The organism is Pseudoalteromonas sp. BZA4 (assembly GCF_040104395.1).
GTDB lineage: Bacteria > Pseudomonadota > Gammaproteobacteria > Enterobacterales > Alteromonadaceae > Pseudoalteromonas.
On the sequence record NZ_JBECOT010000001.1, the window covers coordinates 51952 to 67540 of the forward strand.

Below are 15589 nucleotides of genomic sequence, written 5' to 3' on the forward strand. Positions count from 1 at the left end.
TTATTGCTCTGTTGCTTTTTTATCGTCAGCAATCGATGAGTTAAATGGGTAAAGAGAGAAGTGTTGCTGGGCAATTTTTATTTTTACTTTCTCTTGGCTTTGGCTAATTTCAAGGTCGCCATCGCTAATTAATTTTTGATACAAGAACAGCATTTCGTCAGCTTCTAAGTCTGGGTAGCTTTCATCTAAGAAACTAAGCAGCGGCTGAGCTTTTTTGCTGGCTTTTTTAAAGCGTTTTCTAAATTGTGTTTTAACGTCGTTGTAATCAGGAATATGTGGGCTTTGATAGGCGGGCACATCATCATGTTCAGGAAGCTGATATTCATCGTGCTCAAAGTCAACTAAGCCTGCCATATAGGCCACAATATGACGTTGCTGACCAAGTGAAAAACGTTGTGCGTCTGAGACAAAGTTAGGCTGTACTGCACTTAACATGTTATCGACGCCATTTTTACGCACTAAACCAAGCACTTTAGCCGCTTGGCGAGTAATTAGATTGTTGCGGCGTAATTCTTCACGTAGCGGCATCAGCATATCGGCGCTTTTACGTAAACTTTCACGGCCAACTAAATGCATTTCTAAAATACGGGTACGTAATTGTTCAAGCATGCGTTTGTCTTGGTATGACTTACCAAGACGGTCGATTTGCTCTATTTGCGCGCTAATTTGCGCTTCGATGGTATTAAAGCAAGCGTGGAAGTCACCACGAATATCCACCATTTCCAGCATAGGCTCGATGTATTCATCGAATGCTTCAATTACAGCCTGGTAGCGTTTTTGCAGTGATTGCACCGCGTTGTCTGCTTTTGCTTGCTCAACAATATTTAAAATCGCGTTTTCGTTGTGGGCAAACAATTTCATTATTTTGCGTACCCGATCATCCATAATACGGCTAAAGCGGCGAAGCTCATCGTAATCTTCAATTTCACCGGCTTTAGCAAGGCGATTACCAAGGCGAGCTAAATCATCAACAAGCACACTAATTTCTTGGGCAAGACCTAAGTGTTCTTCTTGTAGCAAGAAAGTCGCAAAATCGGCGATCGCACGGTTAATTTCTAACTGCGATGATTTTGCCAGTGGAATGATAATATCTTGATTCAACAAACGATTTGTTTCTTTATAAATGCGTTCATTTGACCATGAAGGTTGTTTTTGTTTTATCGCATTTTGTACGTCTTTCAAGCTGAAATCAGCCATCTTAAAACGTTTAAATAGCAGTTCTAACACCCCCCAATGTTCAGTAAGGGTATTTAATAACTTTTTAGCTGGGATCATAAGGCTCCAGTAAATTCAGACTTTGGTGTTAGCGATTAGTATTAAATTATGTAATTGAGAATAGTTTTATGCTTTCTATGCTGCTAGAATCCGCGCCGAAACACTCGACTTACAATTTTTACAATATTATAAAGGTTGTTCAAACACCATGGTAACCCCACTTATCCTAACCCTGATAGCGGTGGCATTTTTGCTTATCGTTATAGAGGATATTATCCATGTAAACAAGGCCAAAACGACGCTTTTTTTTGGCACTTTATGCTGGATTATCTTATTTATCTCTCCAATTCATGGGCAAAGCCCAGAAACCATACAACATCAACTGGATCACAACATATTAGAAATCGCGACTTTGTGGCTGTTCTTAATGGCTGCGATGACCTTTGTAGCGTATTTAAACTCTAAAGGTTTTATCCAGAATATTGTTCATAAAATTATGCCAAATCAAATCAGTGAACGAAAGCTGATGTTTCTGATTGGTGGCTTTGCGTTTTTATTTTCATCTATTTCAGACAACATAACTGCAACTTTAATCTCGCTTGCGGTGGTGATGTCGCTGAAATTAGATCCTAAAAAATTAATAAAATATGCGACCTTAATTGTATTTAGTGTTAACTCGGGTGGGGTATCGCTGATCACCGGTGATGTTACAACCCTGATGATTTTCTTAGACGAAAAAGTCACTATTGCTAATCTACTATTATTAATTGCCCCTGCTCTGACAAGTGTTGCACTGCTCGCGGCGATGTTGTCGGTGGGTATGTCGGGTAATGTTGTGTTTGAAAAGCAAGCAGCCCGTCGTATCGAAAAGACAGATATTACCATTGCGGTTATCTTCTTCTCGACGATTATTGCTACGTTAACTTTGAGTGTGCTTTATAGTGTGCCGCCGTTATTAACCTTTTTATTTGGTTTATCTCTGATGTTTTTGGTTGCGCAATTCTTAATGCGCAAAAAAGACGTTAACAAAAAAATCATCGATTATATTCGTGAAATTGAATACGACACCTTATTGTTCTTCGTCGGTGTATTATTACTCGTTGGCGCATTAAAAGAAGTTGGTATGCTTGCTAAATTTACTCACTTATATGAGTTGATGGCACCGGAATATGCCAACTACTTGATGGGGCTATTATCAGCGGCGGTAGATAACGTACCTCTAACAGCAGCACTTTTAAAAGCTGATATTGTGATGAGCCCTCAGCAATGGCTGTCGTTTACTTACGCAACTGGGGTCGGTGGCTCAATGCTTATAATCGGCTCTGCGGCAGGTATTATTGCCATGAGTAAGGTTAAGGCACTGACCTTTATGAGCTATCTTAAAATGTCGGTTTATTTATTAATTGCTTATACCGTTGGTTATTACGGTTCGCACTTAGCGGGCAGTTTAATTTCATAAAACAACTTGACAGCTAGACGTCTAAACGTTAACTTTCGAAGCCTGCTTTTAACAGCAGGCTTTGTTATTTTAACCAGGTGTTAACTTAACATTCAGAAGAGGTGCGATACTTAGGTAATTAATGTGAGGTGACGAACGCCAATGACCATTAATGAGGGAAGTACTCGCCGAGAAAATTAACCGGACGTCACGGTTATTTTTCGGTTTATGGGGCTGAATCCTCAAAACTGTCACCAAACTAGGTGGAGAGCTTCTGGCATGGACTACTCTTTATTTTCAAAGCACCCCCTTGCCGAGTTCTTCTTGAATTACTGTGGATAGTTTTCCACAAAAGGAGACGACATGAATACCCAATTAGCCGCCAACACAAAATCAGATTACGTTGTTGCAAAATTTGGTGGCACCAGTGTAGCTAACTTTGATGCTATGAGCCGCTGCGCTGAAATCATTTGTGCTGATAATCAAGTACGTATAGTTGCTGTGAGTGCCAGTGCGGGCGTGACAAACCATTTAGTTGCATTGTGTAAAGCTGATTTGAGTGCGGCTGAACGTGATGAGCACATTACTGGTGTGGTAGCCATTCAAGAAGCAATCTTGGCAGAGCTGTCGCTGGATGCTGATTTAGCACATGGCTTTAATGAAACGCTTAAGGCTTTTCAAAAGCTAGCATCAGACGGGGCTAAGTCAGTAGCAGATCAAGATGAACTACTGAGCTTTGGCGAGCGTTTATCATCGTATTTATTTACTCAAGTATTACGCGGGCAAGGTCTTGATGCGGTGCGTTTTGATGTACGTAAAGTGCTAAAAACAGATAGCCAATTTGCTAAAGCTACCCCAAATGTTGCAGCAACCGCTGCGGCTGCTAAAGAGCATTTAGTGCCATTACTTGATGACCATGTTGTGGTAACTCAAGGTTTTATTGGTAGCAATGAGCACAATCAAACAACGACCTTAGGCCGTGGTGGTTCAGATTACAGTGCTGCATTACTAGCAGAAGCAATTAACGCAAAAAGCGTGCATATTTGGACCGATGTTGTGGGTATTTTCAGTACTGATCCGCGTTTATGCGCTAAAGCAAGCCCAATTGCACGCTTAAGCTTTGATGAAGCGGCCGAAATGGCAACGTTTGGTGCAAAAGTACTGCATCCTGCAACCATTTTACCTGCAAGCCGTAGCCATATTAGTGTGTTTGTTGGTTCAAGTCGTGAACCACAGTTAGGTGGTACATGGATTGAAAAAGAAAAATCTCAGCAACCCGGTATACGTGCCGTAACACAGCGTAAAAATCAAATTCTGTTAACGGTTAAAAGCCCAGAAATGCTCCTAGCGAGTGGTTTCTTAGCACGTGTTTTCACCATTTTAAGTGAGTTTAATATTTCGGTTGATTTGGTTACTACCTCCGAGATCAGTGTTGCAATCACTTTAGATAACGCGCCGAATGCATCACGTCCTGAGCTTGATCAAGCTTGTTTAGATAAGCTTTCTGAGTTTTGTCATGTGTCGGTTGAGAATAACTTAACGCTGGTGGCTTTAATTGGTTCTGAAATTCAATTACGTCAGCAAGAAATGAATTTAATGCAGGTATTGAGTGATTTTAATATTCGTTTAATTTGCCACGGTGCAAGTAAACATAACCTTTGCTTCTTAGTTGAGCAAAGCGAGTCAGATGAAGTCGTGCAGGCTATTCATAGCCGACTATTAGAAAGCCAAGTCGCGGCGTAGGTCGTTAAAATTAATAAAAGAGCACTGCCAGTCAGTGCTTTTTTGTGCCACAACACTTATATCAAAACCTTCAATAGAGTTACTACTCGCGCTGAAATTATGTTTGCTCAATTCTTCAAATACATTAGGGGCAAGTAGTTTCGCAATAGGCTGAGCACTTGCTTTGGCAAGCGCTTCTTTTAATGTCCAAATTCTAAAAAAGCACTGTGCCTGTTCATCGGGAGCGTCAAAACGGCTAATTAAGTCAACTTCATCTTGATGATAAAAATGCTTGGCGAGTTTGATAAAAGGGCGAGGCTTACTGCTTTGTTCAATATCAAAACCAAATAGCTGTTGTTCAGGGTTAAGGGCTGCGCCAATTAAACCATTTGAATGTGATAAACAGGCCCACACAGGTTCTCTAACTGGGGTATGTAATTTAAGCTTGCTGTCTTTGTCATCAAACTGGCTCGATATTTCATTGAGGGCTAAATCATCATGAGGGTAAGCATGTTGATACAAATACTTTAACGTTAGGCGAGTCGCTAAGTACTCTTGCTTGGCAGCAGGGACTTTGCGTTTTTCAAGCACACTTAATTCAAACTCACTGAGTAATTTATCAACGGGTAAACTTGCAACATCAATACGTGTTGCATCCATAAGCATAATTTTTTTGGCTGTTGTCTTGCTTTGTTGCCCGATGATAAGAGTATTCGAAAAGTAGTGACTGCTCATGGTTTAACGCTTACACGAAGGCTCGTATTTAGTTTTGTTTATTTTTACAGCAGATGCACATTTATAGGCACGAACAAACGCAAATAGTTTACGCAGTTGACTGTAATTATGGTTTAATGAGGAAAAATAATAACAGATTTGTAGATGTATGGCACAAGTTCGTGACGGCTTTCAAAGTCGATTAGGTTTCGTTTTAGCAGCTTCTGGTGCGGCGGTAGGTTTAGGTAATATTTGGGGCTTTCCAACACAAGCGGCAAACCATGGCGGCGGTGCATTTTTACTCGTTTACTTCATTGTTATCTTCTTATTAGCGCTTCCGGCTCTGTATACTGAGCTGTATTTAGGTCACCAAGCGCAAGCGAATCCAGTAAAAGCATTATCTAATGCATGGCAAGACACAGCGCCTAAAGTGGGCGCTGCAGCAGGCTATATTGGCCTATTTGGTGCGGTTGTGATGTTAAGCTTTTATTCGATAGTTGCAGGGTGGATGCTCGCTTATGCGCTTGAGCCACTCGCAAGCTTCTTTGGTTTTACTGAGTTAAGTAACTTTTTACACAGTGACTCGATGGCACGTAATTTTGTGTTTACACCACTGATGCTTATTCTTACTGCGAGTATTATTTTAAAAGGCGTTAAATCAGGTATCGAGACTTGGTCACGTCGCTTAATGCCATTATTGCTAGTATTATTAGTGGCGTTAATTGCTTATATCGCGTCCCTAGATGGTGCGATGGATGGTTTTGCAGCCTATTTAGTGCCAGATTTTAGTCAAATTCTTGATGCAAACTTAATTATTGCGGCAATGGGGCAAGCGTTCTTTTCATTGTCGTTAGGTGTTGGCTGTATGATGGTTTACGGCTCTTATTTAAAACCAGATGCGAACCTGCCTAAATTAACTGGAACCGTGGCACTGCTTGATACTGGTGTGGCCTTTTTAGCGGGTTTATTGATTATTCCGGCTATTTTTGTTGCTCAACATAACGGTGTAGAGGTATTTAGCGGCGGTAAACTGGTGGGTGAAGGGCAGTTAATTTTTGCGATTTTACCTGAACTGTTTAGCACGATGGGTCAAGTGGGTTTACTCGTTGGCTTATTATTCTTTGTATTAATGTCGATTGCCTCAGTGACATCAACTATTTCATCGACCGAAATTCCAGTGGCATTTTTAGTTGAGAATCACAGTGTAGAGCGTAAAAAAGCAACCTTATTTGTAACCCTAATCGTGTTTATTGCCTCATCACTTATTATCTTAAACTTTGACTGGTTATTTGGTTTAGTCATAATGGTGCTTACACAGTACCAATTACCTTTAATGGGACTGTTCTATTTCATTACTGTTGGCTGGTTATGGCAGCGTGGTAATAAATTGCATCAAGTATCGAGCGGCCCTCATTATTGGTTTGCCCAGTACATTCGCTTTGTCTGCCCGTTATTAATGACGGCGGTTTTTGTGAACGTGGCGTTGTTGAAATAGAAATTTGAGCTTCTAGTTACAAGTTTCTAGTTTCAAGGTGAAAGAAAAAAGTAAAAGGCGTGGGGTTTAAACCTCACGCCTTTTTTAATTTAAGGTGCGCTTACTTTAAATAACTTCGTTAGTTAGTGGTAAGTCTTGGCTTATTTCATTAGCACTTTGTAATGTGGTGCAGGCTATTTCGCTAAGTGCTTCTTGGGTGAAGAAGCCTTGGTGGCCTGTCACTAACACATTTGGAAAGCTAATAAGGCGTGAAAAAATATCGTCTTGCATGATTTCTTCACGGTGATCTTTAAAGAATAACTCTGACTCTTGTTCGTACACATCTAGGCCTAGGTGTCCAAGCTTTTTAGACTTAAGCGCTTGAATACATGCTTGAGTATCAAGAAGTGCACCACGAGAGGTGTTAATCAGCATGACACCGTCTTTCATCTTCTTAAATGCGTTAGCATCAATTAAATGATGGGTATGCTCGTTGAGCGGGCAGTGCAAAGAGATGACATCACTTTGGGTAAGCAATGTGTCTAAATCGCATAGTGTGTAAGGGCCTTCACTAGCCATTGGGTCGCACACGAGTACCTTAGCACCAAAGCCATTTAAGATATTAACTAGCGCTAAACCGATTTTGCCACAGCCGATAATCCCAATAGTTTTTTTAAACAGATTAAAACCAAGTAAACCGTTTAAATCAAAGTTGCCTTCACGTACTCGGTTAAAGGCTTTATGGGTTTTTCGGTTGAGCGTTAGCATAAGGGCAATACAATGCTCTGCTACAGCTTCTGGGCTGTAAGCGGGCACGCGGCAAACCTTGATGTTATGCTCTTTGGCAGCATCAAGGTCAACATTATTAAAGCCTGCACAACGTAATAAGATTGCTTTAATGCCAACAGCCGCCATATCTGCAATGACGTGTTTGTCGACCGTATCGTTTACAAACACGCACACTGCATCAAAACCTTGGTAGAGGGGCGTGGTATTGCTGTTTAAGGATTGCTCAAAATAACTGAGCGAAACAGACTCAGCGTATTCAGTTAGATTCCTTTCAAAAAACGGTTGCTCATACTTTTGCGCACTGAATAAGGCCAGTTTCATCATTTAAATTACTCTCTATCACCATTTTGAGGGTTTCGGGTTTGGTGCGCGGGGCATATCGCGCAACGAGTTGACCCTCTGAGTTTATAAGAAATTTGGTGAAATTCCATTTAATTGCACGGTTTTGTGCAATGCCACGGGTATGACACTTTAAATAATTAAATAAAGGGTGGGCGTCTGGGCCGTTGACTAACACCTTGTTAAAAATAGGAAAGCTGACATCAAAGTGTTGCTGATAAAAGGCTTTAAGCTCATTGCCATCAAGTGGCTCATTGTGGCCAAATTGATTGCAGGCAAAACCGAGTACGGTAAAACCTTGCTGTTTATATTCTTGATACAACTTTTCAAGGCTTGCCATTTGCACTGAAAAATTACATTTGCTGGCAATATTGACGATAAGCGCTGTTTTTCCTTGTAACGATTCAAGGCTAAAGTTTTCACCAGAAGCAAGCTGGGCATTGAAACGATATATACTATCCATGTTTTACCTGTGTGTTTTTAAACGGTTTAAATGAACTTTTTTTCATTCGCTTTTTAGTTATTCGGTTGAGATAATGAAATTGTTACTAATTTATCACTCAAATAGGTCAGTTTTATGTCAATGAAAGTCGCCTTCATCGGATTAGGTGTAATGGGTTACCCAATGGCGGGTCACCTTGCCAACGCAGGTCACAGTGTGACAGTTTACAACCGCACAACGGCTAAAGCGCAAAAGTGGGTATCAGAGTACCAAGGTGAATACGCTGAAACGCCAAGTGAAGCCGCAAAAGGGGCTGATATCGTTTTCATGTGTGTAGGCAATGATGATGATTTACGTTCAGTTGTTTATGGTGAAAATGGTGTGTTAGCAAGCATGCATGAGGGCAGCTATTTAGTTGACCACACTACAACATCAGCTGAAGTGGCACGTGAAGTTGGCGCTCAAGCAAAATTACAAGGCATCGCATTTTTAGATGCGCCGGTTTCTGGCGGCCAAGCGGGTGCAGAAAATGGTGTATTAACTGTGATGGTTGGTGGCGACGAAGCCGACTTTAATGTTGTTCAACCTGTCATGGCTGCTTTTAGCCGTTTTAGCCAATTATTAGGTGAAGTAGGTTCTGGTCAACTTTGTAAAATGGTAAATCAAATTTGTATTGCGGGTGTGGTACAAGGCTTGGCTGAGGGTTTACACTTTGCAAAACAAGCTGGCCTTGATGGTGAAAAAGTAATTGAAACCATCTCTAAAGGCGCTGCAGGCTCATGGCAGATGGAAAACCGCTACAAAACAATGTGGGCTGGCGAATACGAATTTGGTTTTGCTGTTGATTGGATGCGCAAAGATTTAGGCATCGCTTTGGATGAGGCAAAGGCAAACGGCGCAACTTTGCCGATGACGGCAACAGTTGATCAATATTACGCCGATGTGCAAGCGTTAGGTGGCGGTCGCTACGACACCTCAAGCTTATTAGCGCGTATAGAAGCGTTACGTAAAAAGTAATATCCATAAAAAACGCGACAATGATTGTCGCGTTTTTTATTACATGCTTTGTGCGTAATTGTACAAGGCTTTTAAAATATGCAGGTTCTTCTCGTTATCATCATTTTCATGGGCTAGATTTTCGAGGGTGATCATGAAATCTTGGCCACTGATCGACGGGCTATCTTCACCATGCATTAGCTTGTTTTGGCAATACTGACGCCAAGTGGCTAATTCATCCTGGCTAAGGGTGTGTGGCCAGTTTCGAGCGCGGTATCTAAATAATAAGGTAGCAAACTTTTTATCATCGAAATCAAGCTGCATTGAGGCTAATTGCTCAGGGCTTGCATCACGTATCATAGCAAATTTTGCTTTATCAGCATGGCTGGTAAAACCATCATAAAGTTGATAATCAGGGTTAGTGGTTTCGCCGTAATCACGTTGCTCGTTAAACACTTCGGTTACTTTGTCGCGAAGCTCAGTGTTGGCTTTTAAAATAGCGAGATTTTGTAGGCACTTTTCGCGGTCAATACCTAAACGGGCTGCGTTCTCTGGTAACAAGGTTTTTGCTGGTGCAAGAATAGGGCACTTGTTTAAATGCACGAGTTTTAAGCCTACCGGTGCTTCGTCTTCGCCAAGGTCGCTGTGTTTTGTGTAAAGACGCGTGCGTAGCTCTTCAACTGATAAATCTAATAGAACTTGCGGATCTTCAGTTAAATTAAAGCAAATAATGGCGTTTTTATTGACTGGGTGAAAGCTCATTGGTGCAATCCAGCTGGTGCAGCCTTGGCTTGCCGGAATTCGTGATGAAGTGTGCACCAGTGGTGTCATGTTAAATACATCAACTAAATCAGCCAGTGCTTTTTTAGAGCGTAAGCTAAAGAAGAACTGATACAACTTAGGTTGTTTTTCTTTTATTAATTTTGCCAACGCTATGGTTGCCGTTACATCACTTAATGCATCGTGAGCGGCAGCGTGCTCAATGCCATTGGCAACGGTTAAATGCTCGAGCTTAAAGCTCGGTGTACCGTCTTCTTTGAGCGGCCACTCAATGCCTTCAGGGCGTAGTGCATAACAGGCACGCACTAAATCAATAATATCCCAGCGGCTATTATTGTTTTTATATTCACGCTCGTATGGGTCATAAAAGTTACGGTATAAGCTGTAACGTGTGACTTCATCATCAAAACGGATGCTGTTATAGCCCGCAACACAGGTATTAGGTTGGCTAAATTCAGCATGGATCTTTGCCATAAACTCAGCTTCGACTAAGCCTTTTTGCATCGCAACTTGCGGGGTAATACCCGTTATTAAACACGCTTCAGGGTGGGGCAAGTAATCGGCAGCTGGCTTGCAATACTCAATTAACGGCTCACCAATAATATTTAAATCGAGATCGGTACGAATACCTGCAAATTGACTTGGGCGGTCCTTTTGCGGGCTTGCGCCAAATGTTTCGTAGTCGTGCCAATAAATTGTTGGTTGCTGTTGTTCTGGATATGCCATGCATTAAACCTTGCTAAGCGTAGGACCGCTTTGACTTATTTTTTGAATTAACAGAATTATGGCATAGAGCCTAGCTAGTTTATAGAGCTAAACGGTTTGATGCTGTTCAGCGTACGTTTTGCATACACGATTAGTATAAAAAATGGCCTAACAGTTTAATTTTATGCTTATATAGGGTCTAGTCGTTAGTTTTTACCCAAATTTGTATTTTAGTGGCTCGGTATTTGCTAACGAAAACTATCTTTAACAATGAAGGAACAAAAAAATGACTTTATCAGCTTTATTACTATCTACTTTAGCATTCGACGCAGCACCAGTTTCAACTAATTCAGTTGAGCAAATTAAAAATTCAGGTGGAATCATAATTCTTAACCCTAAGAAAAAAGAAGAAAATCTAAACAACTCGGGCGGAATCATCATTCTAAATCCTAAAAAGAAAGAAAACTAATACATAAAACCAGCTAAGAGCTGGTTTTTTTTTATCTAACATTCTAACATGAAAGAAAAAAAGAGTTTGCGCCTGTGGAGTTTCTGCAAGAGCTTTATAATAAGTGGCTCGTTATTAAGCCATATACTGATACATTTTCCTTTCAAGCTGTAATCGCAACTAGTTACTTGATAGCTTTAATTAATTCATTGCGAAAAGCTTTAAAAGAAAAAGAATTTTTTAGCAACTTCATCACTATTGCCAATGTTTGCGCTAACTATTTGTTTACAGCTTTGATGATGGAATATGCTTTGGAGTATGTGAAGAATCATAATTCAGCAGCAAGTGCACAAAATGTATATTTAGGATTTGTAATTGCAAATTCAGTCATGCTTATTATGATGTATAAACTTCATACAATGTTTAGTTATAAATTTAATGATTTATTTTTCAAAGTTTCACAACTTTTCATTATTCTAACTCTGTCTCACTTAATTATTTGGGTGAAATTTGTTGTTCTGGATTTGCAGCAAGAATTTGCGCAGATACATTACGTTTACAGCTTTATTGTGTTGTATATCAGCCTTGTACTATCATTTATAATGCTTTTTCCTGATGTATTACGGACCAAGTTTGGGTGTATAGTAACATTTAGTTTACCGAGGGATCGTAATGCTTGAACTAATTTACATAGCCATTGCCGTTTTAGCCATCTTGCTGATTGCAAGTACATGGTTGATTGCGCGCAAAAATATCTTTGAAGATCAAATCAGGTCTAAGTCTGTTGAGGTGGTTTGGTGCACGTTACAAGCCGAGTATGAAACAGATATCAGCAAAGCAATTAAACTATTCAATAAAGCTGAACAACTAAAGAGCGAAATTGCAACCTTAATGGGCAATTCACCGCACGCTGTAAATTTTAAATTAGCAGAACCGACTGGGCTTGATAGCGATAAAATAAAGGAGTTATCGCTTGGGGAGCTGCAGCGATACTACGATAAACAAAACAACATATCTGACATTTACGAGAAAATGTACAAAGGTAAGAATTAGTAAAAAGCCAGGTTATTTAACCTGGCTTTGTATTTTGAGCTCTTTTGCTATTTGTTTTAGCTGAATATCTGCAAGTTGACTAAGTGCTTCTTGCGTTTGATTTTCACCCTTAATTAACCCCGCCATTGATAGTTTTTTTATACTCTTGATAATACCGTTACTCACTGCTTCTAAGAGTGGCCCATCAAGTGTAGCTGTGGTTTGGTTATTACCATTAAGTAGTGAATCAAAGCTAACCTCAGAAGCTTTAGCTAGTTTATCAATTAACTGATAAGGAACAGTTGCAAGCTCAATACTTTGCTCACAAAAGCCACGTTGTAATGATAAATGTTGCTCTAATTCTAAATTATTTTGCACATGGCAAAGCGTACATAAGCGCATAAAAATATCACTTACATGCTGTTGCTCAGTGCTAAGCGTTTGATTGAACATAGCATGTCCTTGCACTGCTTTTTTATTTATATTAAACGACTTTTTAAAAAATCTCATGCATAAAGTGATAGTTAGCGAACCTTTTAATTCATATACAATGCTATTTGATGATACAAGCCAATTCCTAGTAATACATTGAAAGGAAAGGTAATACCTAAAGAACATAACATGGCTAAGCCTATATCAGCATCAGGAATCGCTGCTTTAATAGCTGCTGGAGCAGCAATATAAGAGGCACTAGCAACTAGGCTTGCTAATATTACTACCGAGCCCAGCTCGAGTTGCAGGGCAGTACCAACACAGACGCCGATAGCACCCAATAGGTTAGGTGTTATAAGTGCAAATAATGCTAAACGCCAATGATGCCATGGAATAGGGCGCAGTGTTTGTGCGGCCATTAAACCCATTTCGAGCAAGAATAACGCTAATACAACTTTAAAGCTGTTTGTTAACAGGCTAGTTACTTGGCTGCCTTGTTGTGTGCCGTACATCATGCCAATAATTACACCACCTACAAGCAGAATCACGCTTTTGTTAGTCAGTGTTTCATGCCATAGCGCTTTGAGTGATAGGTTTTGCCCAGACCCATTTCCAAGACGGCGGAATAGTAATAAACCAACGATGATTGCAGGTAACTCAAGCATTACTAAGTAAAGCGTGACTTCAGCACCCACATTAAGTGAGTTCGATTCGGCATATGCTAAAGCAACGGCGAATGTACCTGCACTTACAGAACCATAGTGGGCGGCAATACTTGCGCTATTAGCAACAGAGAGGTTTAGCAGTTTGTTTAAAACTGGGTAAAGCATTAAAGGTATTAAGCCGCCAAGCATTAACACAGCGCCCATTTCGGGTAAGAGTTGCCAATGTAAATTGCCATGTAGCACCATGCCGCCTTTTAAGCCAATGGTGAGCATCAACAATAGGCTAAGGGTTTCATAGGTTGCTTGCGGAATTTTTAGGTCAGAGCGAAGTAATCCGGCTGTGAGTCCTAAAACAAAAAACATTACAACAATATCAGGCACTTTGTTCTCCTCTTGGTTAAAAGCGCCGCTATTCTAGATAAAAATTCACATAGTAAATAATTAAATAAATGATAATATCTTATAGATAATCATCTATAGGTTGGGTTTTATGGACTTAAGACATATTTCTTTTCGCTTACTAGAAGTGTTTATGTGTGTGGTAAAAACGCGATCTATCAGTGAAACAGCAAGGCAGCTACACTTAACGCAACCAACGGTTTCGCAACAAATTAAACGCTTACAAGAAACAGTTAATGAGCCATTAGTGATGGTTAATCAGCAGCGTATACATGTTACAGAAGCGGGTTTTGCATTGTTTCAAACATGTCAGCAGGTGTTTGGTCATTTTGATGATTATCAAGATTACTTAGCTGAGCTTAGAGGTGGAGAGCGCGGGCGCTGTAAAATAGCCATGGTTAACACTGCACAATATATTTTGCCTAAGTTACTTGGTCCGTATAGTAATTTACATCCGCATGTTGAATTGCCACTAGAGATTGGTAATCGTGCTGAGGTGCTTGCCCGGTTTGAAAGAGGCGAAGACGATATTTATGTATTTAGTCATCCCCCTTCGTTAGAACACGCAAAAGCGGGGCGGTTTTTACAAAATCCTCTTGTATTTATTGCGGCAAATAACCATAAGCTTGCGAGTAAAAGTCATGTAACTTTACATGACTTAGTGAGTGAACGTTTTTTACTTCGCGAGCCAGGTTCAGCTACGCGAATGCTGTTTGAGAGTGAACTGCAAAGCAGAGGTTTTGTCCTTAGCAACACAGTGCAAATGGCGAGTAACGAGGCTATTCGTGTTGCTGTTGGCTCAGGAATGGGGCTAGGGGTGGTTTCGCGCCATGTGCTGCCACCTCACGATACGAGTTTTTGCATGCTAAATGTTGAAGATGTGAATTTGGCCAGCCATTGGTATTTTGTGGTGCGCACTGATCGCCATTTATCACATGCGGCGCGCAACTTTTTAAAATTTGCCCAACTGAACTTAGAGCAATGCCTAGATAAACAGTGGGTGACCAATGGGCTAAGCCAGTTAAATGAGAGTTTAAATTAAACTAACAAGTTGTTGCGTTAAAATGCCATGGTCACAACCTGATTACGGCCATTTAATTTTGCTTTGTATAAGCCTTTGTCGGCTTCTGCCAGTAACTCGTTAACATTATTGGTGCCCGATTTATGGGTGATGATGCCGATACTGATAGACAGGTTTATTTCATGGTCATTGTGCACAAAGTTATCATTATGAATGGCTAAACGAATTCGCTCTGATAAGATTTCTCCTTGAGCTTGGCTAGTATTGGGTAGTATCACTGCAAACTCTTCACCACCAATCCTAGCCACTAAATCGTGCTCACGTAGCTGGCTTTTAATCTTTTTAGCAACCCACTTAAGTGCTTCATCACCAGTTTCATGACCATGCTGATCATTAACTCTCTTGAAGAAATCGATATCTATCATCAAAGCGCAAAGTTTTGTTAGGTTGTTGTTTGCTTGTTCTAAATAATTGTTACTAACGCTAATAAACGCTCGACGATTCAATAAACCTGTTAGCGAATCACGATTAGCAAGGTCACTCAGTACCTGCTCATGCTCTAAGAACATCATTAATGGCCAGATCATGGCGGTTAGTGTGGTAATAACAATATGGCTTATGAGAATAACAGCTAATATTTGTTTCAAGTCTGTTTGCAACAAACCTAGGTAATCACTAAGTAGTAGTGAAAACTGGGTTACCATAATCAAAGCGTGAATGACGAAACACAACTTGAGTAATACTAAATGCATGATGCGTTTAACATGCAACTTCCTTAGCGCGAAAGCTGCATAGCTAAAACATGCTGCAATTATGGCTGTTGTGAATAACTGGCTAAATGGTGAATCATAAACAAGGAGTAATATTACTGCAGATGCAACTAACACATATGCACATTTATTTTGACATTTTTTGTCTGATTGACTGTAAGTATGAATACCTAGTATGGCTGCTAAGGGAGCTGAAATTATCAGTAAA

The 15589-nt window shown here is 40.3% G+C and carries 16 protein-coding genes and 1 riboswitch; of the genes, 8 read left to right on the forward strand and 8 right to left on the reverse strand.

Features of this window, described 5'->3' with window-relative positions:
- Nucleotides 1–1275 carry a hypothetical protein gene (locus ABMY41_RS00205; RefSeq protein WP_055196777.1) on the reverse strand — a complete coding sequence of 425 codons (1275 nt, stop codon included), beginning with the start codon at nt 1273–1275 and terminating at the stop codon, nt 1–3.
- 148 nt (nt 1276–1423) lie between these two features.
- Between ABMY41_RS00205 and nhaD the strand changes: the two genes are divergently transcribed.
- Together nhaD and lysC are read left to right on the forward strand one after the other, a co-directional pair.
- The gene (gene nhaD / locus ABMY41_RS00210) at nt 1424–2674 is read left to right on the forward strand and encodes a sodium:proton antiporter NhaD (protein WP_054551492.1); all 1251 of its coding nucleotides are present in this window, start codon (nt 1424–1426) and stop codon (nt 2672–2674) included.
- 88 nt (nt 2675–2762) lie between these two features.
- A riboswitch (Lysine riboswitch) is annotated at nt 2763–2935 on the forward strand.
- Between the two features lie 81 nt (nt 2936–3016).
- Nucleotides 3017–4396 carry a lysine-sensitive aspartokinase 3 gene (lysC, locus tag ABMY41_RS00215; protein ID WP_055020817.1) on the forward strand — a complete coding sequence of 460 codons (1380 nt, stop codon included), beginning with the start codon at nt 3017–3019 and terminating at the stop codon, nt 4394–4396.
- Here lysC and ABMY41_RS00220 read toward each other — a convergent pair.
- On the reverse strand, nt 4373–5110 hold the full coding sequence (locus ABMY41_RS00220; RefSeq protein WP_251599573.1) for a 4'-phosphopantetheinyl transferase superfamily protein: 738 nt from the start codon (nt 5108–5110) through the stop codon (nt 4373–4375). The genes lysC and ABMY41_RS00220 overlap by 24 nt on opposite strands.
- Before the next feature lie 148 nt (nt 5111–5258).
- On the opposite strand from ABMY41_RS00220, the gene ABMY41_RS00225 reads away from it, so the two are divergent.
- Nucleotides 5259–6584 (forward strand): sodium-dependent transporter, encoded by a 1326-nt coding sequence (locus ABMY41_RS00225; protein ID WP_175081010.1) that lies wholly within the window; start codon nt 5259–5261, stop codon nt 6582–6584.
- Between the two features lie 105 nt (nt 6585–6689).
- Here the strand turns inward: ABMY41_RS00225 and ABMY41_RS00230 are convergent, their stop codons facing one another.
- Both ABMY41_RS00230 and ABMY41_RS00235 read right to left on the reverse strand, forming a co-directional pair.
- On the reverse strand, nt 6690–7673 hold the full coding sequence (locus ABMY41_RS00230) for a 2-hydroxyacid dehydrogenase (protein WP_289096708.1): 984 nt from the start codon (nt 7671–7673) through the stop codon (nt 6690–6692).
- Nucleotides 7639–8154 (reverse strand): redoxin domain-containing protein, encoded by a 516-nt coding sequence (locus ABMY41_RS00235; RefSeq protein ID WP_054551485.1) that lies wholly within the window; start codon nt 8152–8154, stop codon nt 7639–7641. Before ABMY41_RS00235 ends, ABMY41_RS00230 begins: the two co-directional genes overlap by 35 nt.
- Nucleotides 8155–8268: 114 nt before the next feature.
- Here ABMY41_RS00235 and ABMY41_RS00240 point away from each other — a divergent pair, with 114 nt between their 5' ends.
- Nucleotides 8269–9150 carry an NAD(P)-dependent oxidoreductase gene (locus tag ABMY41_RS00240; protein WP_289096463.1) on the forward strand — a complete coding sequence of 294 codons (882 nt, stop codon included), beginning with the start codon at nt 8269–8271 and terminating at the stop codon, nt 9148–9150.
- A gap of 39 nt (nt 9151–9189) precedes the next feature.
- Here the strand turns inward: ABMY41_RS00240 and sbcB are convergent, their stop codons facing one another.
- Nucleotides 9190–10635, reverse strand: a complete 1446-nt coding sequence (sbcB, locus tag ABMY41_RS00245) for an exodeoxyribonuclease I (protein WP_058585199.1) — start codon at nt 10633–10635, stop codon at nt 9190–9192.
- A gap of 265 nt (nt 10636–10900) precedes the next feature.
- Here sbcB and ABMY41_RS00250 point away from each other — a divergent pair, with 265 nt between their 5' ends.
- The 3 genes from ABMY41_RS00250 (at nt 10901) to ABMY41_RS00260 (ending at nt 12115) form a co-directional block, all read left to right on the forward strand.
- Nucleotides 10901–11083, forward strand: a complete 183-nt coding sequence (locus tag ABMY41_RS00250) for a hypothetical protein (protein WP_054561679.1) — start codon at nt 10901–10903, stop codon at nt 11081–11083.
- A gap of 74 nt (nt 11084–11157) precedes the next feature.
- Nucleotides 11158–11742 carry a hypothetical protein gene (locus ABMY41_RS00255; RefSeq protein WP_287244645.1) on the forward strand — a complete coding sequence of 195 codons (585 nt, stop codon included), beginning with the start codon at nt 11158–11160 and terminating at the stop codon, nt 11740–11742.
- On the forward strand, nt 11735–12115 hold the full coding sequence (locus tag ABMY41_RS00260; protein ID WP_287245209.1) for a hypothetical protein: 381 nt from the start codon (nt 11735–11737) through the stop codon (nt 12113–12115). Before ABMY41_RS00255 ends, ABMY41_RS00260 begins: the two co-directional genes overlap by 8 nt.
- A gap of 12 nt (nt 12116–12127) precedes the next feature.
- Here ABMY41_RS00260 and ABMY41_RS00265 read toward each other — a convergent pair whose 3' ends face one another.
- Together ABMY41_RS00265 and ABMY41_RS00270 are read right to left on the reverse strand one after the other, a co-directional pair.
- Nucleotides 12128–12547 carry a hypothetical protein gene (locus ABMY41_RS00265; protein WP_287245206.1) on the reverse strand — a complete coding sequence of 140 codons (420 nt, stop codon included), beginning with the start codon at nt 12545–12547 and terminating at the stop codon, nt 12128–12130.
- A gap of 83 nt (nt 12548–12630) precedes the next feature.
- On the reverse strand, nt 12631–13572 hold the full coding sequence (locus tag ABMY41_RS00270; protein WP_287245204.1) for a sodium-dependent bicarbonate transport family permease: 942 nt from the start codon (nt 13570–13572) through the stop codon (nt 12631–12633).
- Between the two features lie 109 nt (nt 13573–13681).
- Between ABMY41_RS00270 and ABMY41_RS00275 the strand changes: the two genes are divergently transcribed.
- Nucleotides 13682–14632: a LysR family transcriptional regulator gene (locus tag ABMY41_RS00275; protein ID WP_289096470.1), complete on the forward strand. Its 951-nt coding sequence runs from the start codon at nt 13682–13684 to the stop codon at nt 14630–14632.
- A gap of 17 nt (nt 14633–14649) precedes the next feature.
- On the opposite strand, the gene ABMY41_RS00280 is transcribed toward ABMY41_RS00275, so the two are convergent.
- Complete coding sequence (locus tag ABMY41_RS00280; RefSeq protein ID WP_287243996.1) at nt 14650–15315, reverse strand: GGDEF domain-containing protein; 666 nt, start codon at nt 15313–15315, stop codon at nt 14650–14652.
- Between the last annotated feature and the right edge of the window lie 274 nt (nt 15316–15589).

Excerpts from the sequence above, each read along its gene's own strand:
- ABMY41_RS00260 (WP_287245209.1), top strand. The coding sequence starts at position 11,735 with ATGCTTGAACTAATTTACATAGCCATTGCCGTTTTAGCCATCTTGCTG.
- ABMY41_RS00240 (WP_289096463.1), top strand. The coding sequence starts at position 8,269 with ATGTCAATGAAAGTCGCCTTCATCGGATTAGGTGTAATGGGTTACCCA.
- ABMY41_RS00280 (WP_287243996.1), bottom strand. The coding sequence starts at position 15,315 with ATGGTAACCCAGTTTTCACTACTACTTAGTGATTACCTAGGTTTGTTG.
- ABMY41_RS00220 (WP_251599573.1), bottom strand. The coding sequence starts at position 5,110 with ATGAGCAGTCACTACTTTTCGAATACTCTTATCATCGGGCAACAAAGC.
- ABMY41_RS00275 (WP_289096470.1), top strand. The coding sequence starts at position 13,682 with ATGGACTTAAGACATATTTCTTTTCGCTTACTAGAAGTGTTTATGTGT.
- sbcB (WP_058585199.1), bottom strand. The coding sequence starts at position 10,635 with ATGGCATATCCAGAACAACAGCAACCAACAATTTATTGGCACGACTAC.
- ABMY41_RS00265 (WP_287245206.1), bottom strand. The coding sequence starts at position 12,547 with ATGTTCAATCAAACGCTTAGCACTGAGCAACAGCATGTAAGTGATATT.
- ABMY41_RS00225 (WP_175081010.1), top strand. The coding sequence starts at position 5,259 with ATGGCACAAGTTCGTGACGGCTTTCAAAGTCGATTAGGTTTCGTTTTA.
- ABMY41_RS00230 (WP_289096708.1), bottom strand. The coding sequence starts at position 7,673 with ATGAAACTGGCCTTATTCAGTGCGCAAAAGTATGAGCAACCGTTTTTT.
- nhaD (WP_054551492.1), top strand. The coding sequence starts at position 1,424 with ATGGTAACCCCACTTATCCTAACCCTGATAGCGGTGGCATTTTTGCTT.
- lysC (WP_055020817.1), top strand. The coding sequence starts at position 3,017 with ATGAATACCCAATTAGCCGCCAACACAAAATCAGATTACGTTGTTGCA.
- ABMY41_RS00250 (WP_054561679.1), top strand. The coding sequence starts at position 10,901 with ATGACTTTATCAGCTTTATTACTATCTACTTTAGCATTCGACGCAGCA.
- ABMY41_RS00235 (WP_054551485.1), bottom strand. The coding sequence starts at position 8,154 with ATGGATAGTATATATCGTTTCAATGCCCAGCTTGCTTCTGGTGAAAAC.
- ABMY41_RS00205 (WP_055196777.1), bottom strand. The coding sequence starts at position 1,275 with ATGATCCCAGCTAAAAAGTTATTAAATACCCTTACTGAACATTGGGGG.